The sequence below is a fragment of the Pseudomonas pseudonitroreducens genome (assembly GCF_021603645.1).
GTDB classification, from domain to species: domain Bacteria; phylum Pseudomonadota; class Gammaproteobacteria; order Pseudomonadales; family Pseudomonadaceae; genus Pseudomonas; species Pseudomonas pseudonitroreducens.
This window is the reverse complement of record NZ_BQHJ01000013.1, coordinates 48,921-62,065: the sequence shown is the minus strand read 5'-3', so window position 1 is coordinate 62,065 and position 13,145 is coordinate 48,921. Positions and strand designations below refer to the sequence as shown.

At 65.1% G+C, this 13,145-nt stretch carries 8 protein-coding genes, 2 tRNA genes and 1 pseudogene; 5 read left to right on the top strand and 6 right to left on the bottom strand.

All coding sequences use genetic code 11. The features are described 5' to 3' along the window. Positions 1–61: 61 nt before the first annotated feature. A tRNA-Asp gene (locus L6D89_RS26840) sits at positions 62–138 on the bottom strand. 13 nt (positions 139–151) lie between these two features. Continuing rightward, positions 152–227: transfer RNA gene (locus L6D89_RS26835), tRNA-Val, on the bottom strand. Positions 228–404: 177 nt separating this feature from the next. Here L6D89_RS26835 and rdgC point away from each other — a divergent pair. The 4 genes from rdgC (at position 405) to L6D89_RS26815 (ending at position 3,217) form a co-directional block, all read left to right on the top strand. Beyond that, positions 405–1,325 carry a recombination-associated protein RdgC gene (gene rdgC, locus L6D89_RS26830; RefSeq protein WP_236201688.1) on the top strand — a complete coding sequence of 307 codons (921 nt, stop codon included), beginning with the start codon at positions 405–407 and terminating at the stop codon, positions 1,323–1,325. 71 nt (positions 1,326–1,396) lie between these two features. Beyond that, positions 1,397–2,353 carry a bile acid:sodium symporter family protein gene (locus L6D89_RS26825; protein ID WP_236201687.1) on the top strand — a complete coding sequence of 319 codons (957 nt, stop codon included), beginning with the start codon at positions 1,397–1,399 and terminating at the stop codon, positions 2,351–2,353. A 134-nt stretch (positions 2,354–2,487) separates the two neighbouring features. Next, a complete protein-coding gene (sugE, locus tag L6D89_RS26820) occupies positions 2,488–2,802 on the top strand; it encodes a quaternary ammonium compound efflux SMR transporter SugE (protein ID WP_236171542.1) in 315 nt (104 codons plus the stop codon). A gap of 205 nt (positions 2,803–3,007) precedes the next feature. After that, complete coding sequence (locus L6D89_RS26815) at positions 3,008–3,217, top strand: cold-shock protein (RefSeq protein ID WP_045210321.1); 210 nt, start codon at positions 3,008–3,010, stop codon at positions 3,215–3,217. A gap of 62 nt (positions 3,218–3,279) precedes the next feature. Here L6D89_RS26815 and L6D89_RS26810 read toward each other — a convergent pair whose 3' ends face one another. From L6D89_RS26810 to L6D89_RS26795, 4 genes and pseudogenes are all read right to left on the bottom strand, one after another. Next, positions 3,280–5,154: an MFS transporter gene (locus tag L6D89_RS26810; protein WP_236201686.1), complete on the bottom strand. Its 1,875-nt coding sequence runs from the start codon at positions 5,152–5,154 to the stop codon at positions 3,280–3,282. A 168-nt stretch (positions 5,155–5,322) separates the two neighbouring features. Next, positions 5,323–7,488 (bottom strand): TonB-dependent receptor family protein, encoded by a 2,166-nt coding sequence (locus L6D89_RS26805; protein WP_236201685.1) that lies wholly within the window; start codon positions 7,486–7,488, stop codon positions 5,323–5,325. Between the two features lie 204 nt (positions 7,489–7,692). Beyond that, the gene (locus tag L6D89_RS26800) at positions 7,693–8,544 is read right to left on the bottom strand and encodes an AraC family transcriptional regulator (protein WP_236171547.1); all 852 of its coding nucleotides are present in this window, start codon (positions 8,542–8,544) and stop codon (positions 7,693–7,695) included. Positions 8,545–8,763: 219 nt separating this feature from the next. Next, positions 8,764–9,362: pseudogene (locus L6D89_RS26795) on the bottom strand (GNAT family N-acetyltransferase). Between the two features lie 232 nt (positions 9,363–9,594). Here L6D89_RS26795 and L6D89_RS26790 point away from each other — a divergent pair. Continuing rightward, positions 9,595–13,071 carry a PAS domain-containing hybrid sensor histidine kinase/response regulator gene (locus L6D89_RS26790; protein WP_236201684.1) on the top strand — a complete coding sequence of 1,159 codons (3,477 nt, stop codon included), beginning with the start codon at positions 9,595–9,597 and terminating at the stop codon, positions 13,069–13,071. Positions 13,072–13,145: the final 74 nt, after the last annotated feature.

Here is a 13,145-nt window from a genome sequence, read left to right as displayed (position 1 = left end):
GGAAAAAACGCAGGCAAAGAAAAAGCCCCCAGGTATTGCTACCTGAGGGCTTTTCGAAATGTGGCGCAGCGGACGGGACTCGAACCCGCGACCCCCGGCGTGACAGGCCGGTATTCTAACCGACTGAACTACCGCTGCGTCGGACCTCGAGTGGTGGGTGATGACGGGATCGAACCGCCGACCCTCTGCTTGTAAGGCAGATGCTCTCCCGGCTGAGCTAATCACCCTTCGTCTCGAAGTGGGGCGCATTCTACGGAGGACATTTGCCCCTGGCAAGCCCCTCGATGAAAAAAATTTTCAGATGTTCCAAAGGCTTAGATGAAGAGGGTGAATGACGAAACGGGGTTGGCCTGAACCGCGCCGAACGGAATAATGCATCCTTTGTGTCCAGGAGTTAGCCCCTCATGTGGTTCCGCAATCTGCTCGTGTACCGCCTCACCCAGGATCTGCAGATCGACGCCGATGCCCTGGAAAAGGCCCTGGCCAGCAAACCGGCGCGCTCCTGCGCCAGCCAGGAGCTGACTACCTATGGTTTCTCCGCTCCCTTCGGCAAGGGCCCGGACGCACCGCTGGTTCACGCCAGCGAGGGTTTCTTCCTGATCAGTGCCCGCAAGGAAGAGCGCATCCTCCCCGGCAGCGTGGTGCGTGACGCGCTGAAGGAGAAGGTCGACGAGATCGAAGCCGCGCAGATGCGCAAGGTCTACAAGAAGGAGCGCGACCAGCTCAAGGACGAGATCGTCCAGACCCTGCTGCCACGTGCCTTCATCCGCCGTTCGGTGACCTTCGCCGCCATCGCTCCGAGCCTCGGCCTGATCCTGGTCGACACCTCCAGCGCGAAGAAGGCCGAAGACCTGCTGTCGACCCTGCGCGAAGCCCTGGGCTCGCTGCCGGTGCGGCCGCTGACCGTGAAGACCGCGCCGACCGCCACCCTGACCGAATGGGTGAAGACCCAGGAAGCCGCCGGCGACTTCTTCGTCCTCGACGAGTGCGAGCTGCGTGATACCCACGAAGACGGCGGCGTGGTGCGTTGCAAGCGCCAGGATCTGACCAGTGAGGAAATCCAGCTGCACCTGACTGCCGGCAAGCTGGTCACCCAGCTGTCCCTGGCCTGGTCGGACAAGCTGTCCTTCGTCCTCGACGACAAGGTCGCGATCAAGCGCCTGCGCTTCGAAGACATGCTGCAGGAGAAGGCGGAGCAGGACGGCGGCGAAGACGCCCTCGGCCAGCTCGACGCCAGCTTCACCCTGATGATGCTGACCTTCGCCGAGTTCCTCGCGGCGCTGATCGAAGCACTCGGCGGCGAGGCGATGCCAGAAGGCATCTGATCCCCCCACAGGCGCCGCGCCCGCGCGGTGCCTGGCACTGGACAAGGCCTGCATAACCAGAAGGACGGCCCATGCGTGCTCTCATCCTGCTCAGCCGCTTCATGGGCAACACCTTCGCCCTCTGGGTGCTGCTCTTCGCCATCCTGGCGTTCTTCATCCCTTCTCTGTTCACTCCGCTCACCATCGCCATCGTGCCCATGCTCGGCGTAGTGATGTTCGGCATGGGCCTGACGCTCAAGGTCGAGGACTTCGCCGAAGTCGCCCGGCATCCCTGGCGCGTCACCCTCGGCGTGATCGCCCACTTCGTGATCATGCCCGGCATGGCCTGGCTGCTCTGCCAACTGATGCATCTGCCGGCGGAAATCGCCGTAGGGGTCATCCTGGTCGGCTGCTGCCCCAGCGGTACCGCGTCCAACGTGATGACCTGGCTGTCGCGCGGCGACCTGGCGCTTTCCGTAGCCATCGCCGGCGTGACCACCCTCCTCGCCCCGCTGCTGACACCGGCGCTGATCTGGCTGCTGGCTTCGGCCTGGCTGCCGGTGTCCTTCGGCGCACTGTTCTGGTCGATCCTGCAGGTCGTCGTGGTGCCCATCGTGCTCGGCCTTGTCGCCCAGCGCATGCTCGGCGCGCGGGTTCGCCACGTAGTCGACGTGCTGCCGCTGATCTCGGTGATTTCCATCGTGATCATCGTCGCCGCCGTGGTCGCCGCCAGTCAGGCGAAGATCGCCGAGTCCGGCCTGCTGATCATGGCCGTGGTAATCCTGCACAACGGCTTCGGCTTCCTGCTCGGCTATTTCACCGCCAAGGTCTTCGGCTTGCCGCTGGCGCAGCGCAAGTCGCTGGCGCTGGAAGTCGGCATGCAGAACTCCGGCCTCGGCGCGGCACTGGCCAGCGCGCACTTCTCACCGCTGGCGGCAGTGCCCAGCGCGCTGTTCAGTGTCTGGCACAACATCTCCGGTGCCACGCTGTCCACCTGGTTCCGCCGCATGAGCGACGAGCCATCGGCGCAGAAGCAGGCCCCGCAATAGGGCAGGAATCCTGCGCCGGGTTGCCCGGCGCACCGATTTTGTGCAAAATAATGCACATTGTGAGGACGACCTCACCACCTTCCGGTGCTCCAGCGGGGACGGCCCTTCCTTCCATCCACCGTCTGGAGAGTTCCATGTCCTGGATCATTCTGTTCGTCGCCGGCCTGTTCGAAGTGGGCTGGGCTGTCGGCCTGAAATACACCGAAGGCTTCACCCGTCCGATACCGACCATCCTCACCATACTGGCGATCATCACCAGCATGGGGTTGCTGGGCCTGGCAATGAGAAATCTGCCGCTGGGCACCGCCTACGCCATCTGGACCGGTGTCGGCGCGGTCGGCACCGTCATCGTCGGGATCGTGCTGTTCGGCGAGTCCATGGCGCCGGTGCGCCTGCTCAGTGTCGCGCTGATTCTGTGCGGACTGGTCGGACTGAAAATGAGCCACTGACGCTGTATCGGTTCTCGATACCGGCGGGCTGTCGCTTTCCCGAAAATTTGTCGGTATGCTGCGGGCCACTGTGTTTGCTTGGGTCACTGTGGCTCGTGACCTGGTGGGGCCATTCCCCACCACCCGGCTTCGACTGCACCTTGCAACTCAGGACGAGCGCGGACTTTTCCGCAAAACAATATTCAATTGTTCAAGGTGTATTTCCATGTCGAATCGTCAGACCGGCACCGTCAAGTGGTTCAATGACGCCAAGGGCTTCGGCTTCATCACTCCGGAAAGCGGCAACGATGTCTTCGTGCACTTCCGCTCCATCCAGGGCACCGGCTTCAAATCGCTGCAGGAAGGCCAGAAGGTCTCCTTCGTTGTGGTTGAAGGCCAGAAGGGCCTGCAGGCTGACGAAGTTCAGGTTATCTGAACCGCGACACGCCCATGAAAAAGCCCCGGCATTGCCGGGGCTTTTTCTTTGCCGCGTAAAACTCAGCGAGCCGCACCACGCAGCGCCGCAACCTGCTCCTGCAGCGCCAGGCGCTTGGCCTCTTCCGGCGCCACCGGCTGACCGGCCACCAGGCAGACCCGCGACCACAAGCGGCGGAAGAAGCCCTTCTGCGGATCGCGACTGAAGAAGCTGCCCCACAGCCCCCGCAGCGCCATCGGGATCACCGGCACCGGGGTCTCCTCGATGATCCGCTCGACGCCACCGCGGAACTCGTTCATCTCGCCGTCCAGGGTCAGCATGCCCTCGGGGAAGATGCACACCAGCTCCCCTTCACGCAGGTACTCGGCGACCTTGGCGAAGGCCTTCTCGTAGGTCTGCGCGTCTTCGTTGCGCCCGGCGATGGGCACGGCGCCAGCCGTACGGAAGATGAAATTGAGCACCGGGATGCGGAAGATCTTGTAGTACATGACGAAGCGCACCGGACGCCGCACCGAACCCGCAATCAGCAGCGCATCGACAAAGGACACGTGGTTGCACACCAGCACCGCCGGGCCGTCATCGGGGATGGCTTCGAGGTTGCGATGATCCACCCGGTACATCGAGTGGGTCAGCAGCCAGACCAGGAAGCGCATGGTGAACTCGGGGACGATCTTGAAGATGTAGACGTTCACCGCGACGTTCATCAGCGAGAGCACGAGGAACAGCTCGGGAATCGACAGCTTCGCCACCGACAGCAGCAGGATCGAGACAATCGCCGCGACCACCATGAACAGCGCGTTGAGGATGTTGTTGGCGGCGATCACCCGCGCGCGCTTGTCCTCCTCGGTGCGCGCCTGGATCAGCGCATACAGCGGCACGATGTAGAAGCCGCCGAAGATGCCGATGCCGAGGATGTCGGCCAGCACCGCCCAGGACTGCGAGTGCTCCAGCACCGCCAGCCAGTTGTAGGGCTGCTCGCCCTGCGGGAAGCCGCCCGAATGCCACCACAGGAGGATGCCGAACAGGCTCAGGCCGATGGAGCCGAAGGGCACCAGGCCGATCTCGACCTTCTTGCCGGAGAGCTTTTCGCAGAGCATCGAGCCCAGCGCGATACCCACCGAGAATACGGTGAGGATCAGCGTCACCACGCTCTCGTCGCCGTGCAGCAGCTCCTTGGCGTAGGTCGGGATCTGCGTCAGGTAGACCGCGCCGAGGAACCAGAACCACGAGTTGCCCACCAGCGAGCGCGACACCGCGGGGCGCTGGCGCAGACCGAGCAGGAGGATGCTCCAGGACTGGCGGAAGATGTTCCAGTCGACCTTCAGGTCCGGCAGCGCGGCGGCCGCACGGGGAATGTTGCGGCTGGCGAGGAAACCGCAGACGGCCACCAGCACCACGGCGATGCCGACGCCGACGGCGTAGTCCTGCCGCGACATCAGCACACCGGCGCCGATGGTGCCGCAGAGGATGGCGAGGAAGGTGCCCATTTCCACCAGGGCGTTGCCACCGACCAGTTCGTCCTCGCGCAGGTGCTGCGGCAGGATCGAGTACTTCACCGGGCCGAACAGCGCCGAGTGGGTGCCCATGGCGAACAGCGCGAGGAACAGCAGCGGCAGGCTGCCGAACACGAAGCCCGCGGCGCCCACCGCCATGATCACGATTTCGGCCAGCTTCAGCGCACGCATCAACGCGTCCTTGTTGAACTTCTCGCCGAACTGGCCGCCGAGGGCGGAGAACAGGAAGAACGGCAGGATGAACAACAGCGCGCAGAGGTTGACCAGCAGGTTGCGGTCACCGCCAACGGTAAGGTGGTAGAGGATCGCCAGAATCAGCGATTGCTTGAAGATGTTGTCGTTGAACGCACCCAGCAGTTGGGTGATGAAGAAGGGCAGGAATCGCTTGGTGCCCAGTAGGGCGAATTGCGAGTGTTGAGACATCGTCCTTGTATACCTGCGTAGCGGCCTTGAGCCGGAATGACAGCACGGATATGACGGCAACAGCGTGAAGAAAAGCCACATTTTCCGCACAAATCCATTTGGACAGTGCAATCCGCGCAAGAAAAAGCCCGTCGCAAAGGACGGGCTTTTCCCAGGGGCGGGACGACGTCAGAAGCCGACGCTGCCCTGCACGTAGAAGGTGCGTGGCTCGCCGAGGTAAATCCCCGCGTTGTTGTCGCTGGAGCGGGTGTAGTTCATCTGGTCGAAGATGTTCTTCACCCCGGCGGCAACCTTCAGGTTCGACGCCTGCGGGCCGAAGTCGTAGCCCACGCGGGCGTTCCACAGCACGTAGCCGGGAATATTGCCGTACTGGCCATCGGCGCTCGGCTCGGTGATGTAGTTGCCGGTGAAGCTGCCGTTGGAGTTGGTGGTCGGGCCTGGCGCGCGCTGCTTCGACTGGGCGAAGCCGTCGACGTTGTAGGTCCAGCGATCATGCTCGTAGCGCAGGCCGACGGTGGCCACCTGGCGCGAGTACAGCGGCAGGTCACGGCCCTTGAAGCCGGGAATGTCGCCTTCGTAGGTCGCGCGGGTATAGGTCAGGGTGCCGTAGGCGGTCAGGCCGGCAAGCAGCGGGTCGAGGGCAGCCATGTCGTAGTGCGCCGACGTCTCGATGCCCTGGTGCTTGGTGGCGCCCAGGTTGGTCCAGCCCACGTCGTTGCTGATGTACTGCAGTTCGTCGTCGAAGTCGATGTAGAACAGCGTGACTTCGCCACCCCAGGTGCCGTTGTCATAGCGCGTGCCCACTTCGTAGGTCTTCGCCTTTTCCGGCTGCAGGCCGCTGGCGGTGTCGTTGCCGCTACCGCCCTGGCCGAGCTGGAAGTACTGCAGGCTGCCGAAGGAGGTCTCGTAGTTGGCGAACAGCTTCCACTCGTCCGACAGGTGATACATCACCGCCAGCGCTGGCAACGGCTCGTTGTAGTCCTTGCTGCGGTTCTTCTCCTGGACCGGCTTGCCCTTGTTGTCGAGCACCGGGCGCTCATGCCAGTCGGTAGAGATGCGCTCGAAGCGGATACCCGGGGTGACGGTCCAGTTGCCCACGTCGATCTTGTCGTCGAGGTAGATGGAGTTCGCCTCGGTGCCGCCGGTGCGGTCCTGGTAGATGTGGCCATCGGCGCCCGGCTGCACGGTGGGAATGTTGTTCACCAGGCCGACCTGGCTGGCGCGCTCGTGCATCGCCTCCTTCAGGTAGCGATAGCCGATGCTGGCTTCCTGGGTGGTCGGGCCGACCATGAAGATCTTCGACACGCGCGGCTCGATACCGAAGGTGTGGTAGTCGCGCGGGTAGGACGCCAGGGTCTTGAGGTCGCGGTTGGCGATGGTGCTGCCACGGAAGCTGTCGCTGTAGTAGGTCAGCACTTCGACCTGGGTGAGGTCGTCGATCTGCCGCTTGTACTTGAGCGAGACGTCCTTGCGACGACCGGTGAAGTTGTCGTAGTCGCGCACCGACTGGTACGGGTCCTTGTCGAACTGCGCCTGGGTCAGGCCACCGGGCATGTCGGCGCTGCCGTCGTAGTAGTGGAAGTTGGCGGAGAACTCGTCGACGTCTGTGGGCGCCCAGTGGGTCTTGAACATCACGTCGTCGATGTCGGTGGCGTCGTTGCTGTCGCGGTAGCCCGCGCCCTTCACGCCCGAATACAGCAGCGCAGCGCCCATGCCGTTGTCGGCGGTGCCGCCGAGGAAGGCGTTGTAGAGCTTCTTCCAGCCACCGTGGGAAGCGGTTTCCACGGTGCTGCCGACGTCGCCGGAGAACTCCTTGGGAATCGCCCGGGTGACGAAGTTGATCACCCCGCCGACGTTCTGCGGCCCATAGCGCACGGAACCGGCGCCACGCACGACGTCGACGCTGTCGAGGTTGCCCACCGACAGCGGGAACATCGACAGTTGTGGCTGGCCATAGGGCGCCACGGCGGCCGGGACGCCATCGATGAGCACGGTGGAGCGCGGCGACAGGCGCGAGGTCAGGCCGCGCACGCCAACGTTGAGGGAAACATCGCTGCCACCGGTGCCGTTGTTGTCTTGCACCTGCACGCCGGGAATGCCGCGCAGCACGTCGCGCACGTTCTGCGCGCCCTCTTCGATCATCTGCTCGCGGCGTACCACGGTGCGCGCGCCGGGGTGGTTCTGCACCACCTGCTGGTCGGCCTCGCCGAGCCAGTCACCGACGACGGTGACGGTCTCCAGTTCCTTGGTGTCTTCTTCGGCCTGCGCCGGCAGCAGCGGCGTGGCCAGGGCAACGGCGATCGCCAGGCGCGACCACGAACGAACGTGCGACATGCTTCCCCCTCCCCGGGTACTTCGTGAAGGGGCGGCAAATTAGAACTGATTGTAAATTTTGTAAATGCAAATGTATCGCAAATGAAAAAATATTCCGGTTGACTCAGATTCTCTTTTCGGCATGCCGAACGACTGTTCATCTGGCGCAGCAATTGGCCAGCAGCCCCTCAGTGGCGGGACCTGGCTGAAAATGGCACCGGGGAATCAGGCCGACCGGAACGACCGCGCGCAGGCCTGGCGGTACTCGCCGGGGCCGACGCCATAGGCCTGTTTGAATTGCCGGCTGAGATGGCTCTGGTCGGCGAAGCCCAGCTGCATCGCCACGTTCACCGGCATGCAACCCTGCTTGAGCAGAGCCCGCGCCTGCTCCAGTCGGCGCTGCTTGAGCCAGGCGTGAGGAGGAAGCCCGGTGGCCTTGCGGAACACCCGAGCGAAGTGGAAGGGCGACAGTCCGACGGCGGCGGCCAGTTCCTCCAGCGACGGCGGCTCCATCAGCCTTGCACCGAGCAGCTCGCGGGCTCGCGCTACCGCCAGCGGTTCATTGCCCGCCGGCGGCGCTTCGGGAATTCGCGCATGGCGCTGGAACAGCAGCAGAAGCGCCTCGCGCCAGCAGGTCTGGCGCTGCAGCACAGTGGCGTCGGAATCCACCAGGCGGTGGGCGGCGAACAACGCCTGCACCAGCTCCGGATCATTCACCACGCTGGCATCGAAAGACGGTGTGCCACCCTTGCCCAGTTCAAGCTCCTCCAGCACGCCGGAAACCTGCGCCAGCTCCGGGTAGAAACCGCGGTAGCGCCAGCCGGCCTCGTCGGCCTTGGAGCCGGTATGGACCTCGTCGGGGTTGATCAGCACCACGCTGCCGGCCGGGGCGAAGTGCTCGGCGCCGCGATGGTGGAAGCGCTGCGCACCCTGCTCGATCATGACGAAGGCGAAGCCTTCATGGACATGGGGCGAGAACACCTGCTCGATGTAGCGCGCGTGCAGCAGCTCGACGCCGCCCAGCTCCTGGGCGCGCCAGAAGCGGGTGCGTTCGCCGCTTGCGTGGTCTTCTGCCATCTACCACTCCCGTCAAGGGACTCTTCGTATGCCGTGCCCTGCAGGCATATCAGCCATTACTGGAAAATGGCGTCCGGGCTTTCCCTCACCCCCGCCCTCTCCCAGAGGGAGAGGGAGCCGTCTGTGCCGGCTGACACGATAGTTTCCTCCTGCGCCGAACAGTCCCCTCTCCCTTGGGGAGAGGGTTAGGGTGAGGGGGCAAGCGGTGCAGAGTATCACTCAGCCGGCGAACCCAGCTTCCAGCGCAGCCTTCACCTGCGGCCATTCCTGGTCGGTGATGCTGTAGAGGATGGTGTCGTCGAGCCGGCCGCCAGCCAGGCGCCGATGGTTGCGCAACACCCCCTCACGCACCGCCCCGAGCTTCTCGATGGCACGCTGGGAGCGCTCGTTGCTGGCGGCGGTCTTGAACTGCACGCGGACCATCTTCCAGCTATCGAAGGCGTGGCGCAGCATCAGGTACTTCATGGTGGCATTGAGGCCACTGCCGTGCTGGCCCTGGTCCAGCCAGGTGGCGCCAATCTCGCAGGCCGGCAGCGCCGGGAGGAAGTCCATGAACCGCGTGGTGCCGACGATCTGGTTGCCCAGGCGCACCACCAGCGGCAGGGCGCGGCCCTCGCGCTGGTCGGCCAGGCCCTGGCGGTACCAGTCCGGGCGCCCCGGAGCGCTCATGAACTGCAGGACATCGCGGTTCTGCTCCGCCAGCGTCACCAGGTCCGGCACGTCGGCCTCCACCATCGGCTCCAGGCGCAGGGCCCCGCGCTGCAAGGTGATGGGTAACGGTCTGAACATGGCGCCCTCCTCGAAACACGACGCGACATCATCGCTCACATCAGAGCGTAGCGGCCCGTCGAAGTGCCGCGTACCCGGGCGGGTGCGACGGACGGACCGCGAAAAGGCCGGCAAGCTACCAGCCCCGCGTCCAGCTCTCAAGTGTGAGACGCGACACAGCGCCACTGAGACATTGGTAGCAGGCGTCTGACAGTTCCGGACTTTGGTGCGAAACTGCTGCCAGCGCTCCTGCGGGGGAGCCAGTTCATTTCCGGAGTCAGCATGTCGTTGTCCAGTGGGTTGATCGCAACGGTCGCCCTGCTCTACATGGCGGTCCTGTTCGCCATCGCGTTCTATGGCGACCGCCGTCGCGCCCCACTTTCGCCGCGTGTCCGCGCCTGGGTCTACAGCCTGTCGCTGGCGGTGTACTGCACCAGCTGGACGTTCTTCGGCGCCGTCGGCCAGGCCGCCGACCAGCTCTGGTCATTCCTGCCGATCTATGTCGGCCCCGTGCTGCTGATGCTCTTCGCACCCTGGGTGCTACAGAAGATGATCATGATCAGCAAGCAGGAGAACATCACCTCCATCGCCGACTTCATCGCCGCGCGCTACGGCAAGTCGCAGGCGCTGGCGGTGGTGGTGGCGCTGATCTGCGTGGTCTGCGTGCTGCCCTACATCGCCCTGCAACTCAAGGGCATCGTCCTCGGGGTGAACCTGCTGATCGGCGCCGGCCCCGACTCCACCGGCATCCGTGCCCAGGACACGGCGCTGATCGTGTCGCTGATCCTCGCGCTGTTCACCATCGTCTTCGGTACCCGCAACCTGGACGTCACCGAGCACCACCGCGGCATGGTGCTGGCGATCGCCTTCGAATCGCTGGTCAAGCTCACTGCCTTCCTCGCCGTCGGCATCTTCGTCACCTACGGCCTCTACGACGGCTTCGGCGACCTGGTGGACAAGGCCCGCGTCGCCCCGCAGCTCAACGAGTACTGGAAGGAGACCGTGCACTGGCCGGCCATGCTGCTGCAGACCGGCGTGGCGATGACCGCGATCATGTGCCTGCCGCGGCAGTTCCACGTGCTGGTGGTGGAGAACATCGAACCGCGCGACCTGAACCTGGCGCGCTGGGTGTTCCCGATCTACCTGGTGCTGGCCGCGCTGTTCGTGGTGCCGATCGCCCTGGCCGGGCAGATGCACCTGCCAGCCGGCGTGATGCCCGATTCCTTCGTGATCAGCCTGCCGCTGGCCGAGGCGCATCCGGCGCTGGCCCTGCTGGCCTTCATTGGTGGCGCTTCGGCGGCCACCGGCATGGTGATCGTCGCCAGCGTGGCGCTGTCCACCATGGTCTCCAACGACATGCTGCTGCCCTGGCTGCTGCGCCGCAAGGGCGAGGCCGAGCAGCCCTTCGAGGTGTTCCGCCACTGGCTGCTGACCGTGCGCCGGGTGAGCATCGCGCTGATCCTCCTCCTGGCTTACGTCAGCTACCGACTGCTGGGGTCCACCGCGAGCCTGGCCACCATCGGCCAGATCGCCTTTGCCGCCATCGCCCAGCTCGGCCCGGCAATGATCGGCGCACTGTACTGGAAGCAGGCCAACCGCCGCGGCGTATTCGCCGGCCTGGCCGCCGGCTCGTTCCTCTGGGCCTACACGCTGGTGCTGCCGGTGGTCGCCAAGGGCCTGGGCTGGCCGCTGGAAACCTTCCCCGGCCTGGCCTGGCTGGCGGGCCGCCCGTTCGGCCTGTCCATCGAGCCGCTGACCCTGGGCGTGCTGCTTTCGCTGATCGGCAACTTCGCGCTGTTCGGGCTGGTCTCGGTGTTCTCCCGCACCCGCGTCTCGGAGCACTGGCAGGCCAGCCGCTTCATCGGCCAGGAAATCTCGCAGAAGCTCAGCTCGCGCTCGATGCTCGCGGTGCAGTTGGAAGACCTGCTGATGCTCGCCGCCCGCTTCGTCGGCGAGGAGCGCGCGCGGCAGAGTTTCATCCGCTTCGCCTACCGCCAGGGCAAGGGCTTCACCCCCAGCCAGAACGCCAACGACGAATGGATCGCCCACACCGAACGCCTGCTCGCCGGCGTACTCGGCGCCTCGTCCGCGCGCGCCGTGGTGAAGGCCGCCATCGAAGGCCGCGAGATGCAGGTGGAGGACGTGGTGAAGATCGCCGACGAAGCCTCCGAAGTGCTGCAGTTCAACCGCGCGCTGCTGCAGGGCGCGATCGAGAACATCACCCAGGGCATCAGCGTGGTCGACCAGTCGCTGCGCCTGGTGGCCTGGAACCACCGCTACATCGAGCTGTTCGAGTACCCGGACGGGCTGATCTACGTCGGCCGGCCGATTGCCGACATCATCCGCTACAACGCCGAGCGCGGCCTGTGCGGGCCCGGCGACCCGGACCTGCACGTGGCCAAGCGCCTGTACTGGATGCGCCAGGGCACGCCGCACACCTCCGAACGGCTGTTCCCCAATGGCCGGGTGATCGAGCTGATCGGTAACCCGATGCCCGGCGGCGGTTTCGTCATGAGCTTCACCGACATCACCAACTACCGCGATGCCGAGCAGGGCCTGAAGGACGCCAATGAAAGCCTGGAACAGCGGGTGCAGGAGCGGACCTTCGAGCTATCGCAACTGAACCAGGCGCTCACCGAGGCCAAGGGCACGGCCGAGGCGGCGAACCAGTCGAAGTCGCGCTTCCTCGCCGCCGTCAGCCACGACCTGATGCAGCCGCTGAACGCCGCGCGGCTGTTCTCCGCCGCCCTCGCCCACCAGGAGAAACTGCCCGAGGAAGCCACCGAGCTGGTGCGCCACCTGGACTCCTCGCTGCGCTCGGCGGAAGACCTGATCACCGACCTGCTGGACATCTCGCGGCTGGAAGGCGGCCGCGTCAGCGCCGACGTCGCGGCCTTCCCGCTGAGCAACCTGTACGACACCCTCGGCGTGGAATTCCGTGTACTGGCCCAGGAGCACGGCATCGACTTCCACGTGCGCGGCAGCAAGCTGCGCGTGGAGAGCGACATCAAGCTGCTGCGCCGCGTACTGCAGAACTTCCTCACCAATGCCTTCCGCTACGCCAAGGGCCATGTGCTCCTCGGCGTACGTCGCGAGGCCGGGCATCTGCGCCTGGAAGTCTGGGACCACGGCCCGGGCATCCCGCCGGATAAGCTGCAGGTGATCTTCGAAGAATTCAAACGCCTGGACAGCCACCAGACCCGCGCGGAAAAGGGCCTGGGGCTCGGCCTGGCGATCGCCGACCGGCTGTGCAAGGTACTCGGCCACCGCCTGGAAGTCCGCTCCTGGCCGGGCAAGGGCAGCGTCTTCAGCGTCAGCGTGCCACTGGCGCGCCAGCCGGCCCCGGCGCCGCTCAACGGGCACAAGGTGGAAACCCCGGAACAGCTCAACGGTGCGCAGGTGCTCTGCGTGGACAACGAAGACAGTATCCTCACCGGCATGAACAGCCTGCTGACCCGCTGGGGCTGCCGCGTGCTCACCGCGCGCAGCCGCGAGGAATGCCAGGCGCTGCTCGACGGCGATGCGCGCCCGCAACTGGCGTTGATCGATTACCACCTGGACGACGGCGAACTGGGCACCGACCTCATGGCCTGGCTACGCACGCGCCTGGGTGAACCGGTGCCGGGCGTGGTGATCAGCGCGGACGCCCGCCCCGAACTGGTGGCGCAGATCCACGCGGCCGGGCTGGACTTCCTGCCCAAGCCGGTGAAGCCAGCGGCGTTGCGGGCGTTGTTGAGTCGGCATCTGAGCTTGAGATAAGTCCGCCCGCCGTTCGTTCGCAGCGGCGGCGGTTCGCGCGGTTCGCAAGCAAGCTCGCTCCTACAAAAAAAGCT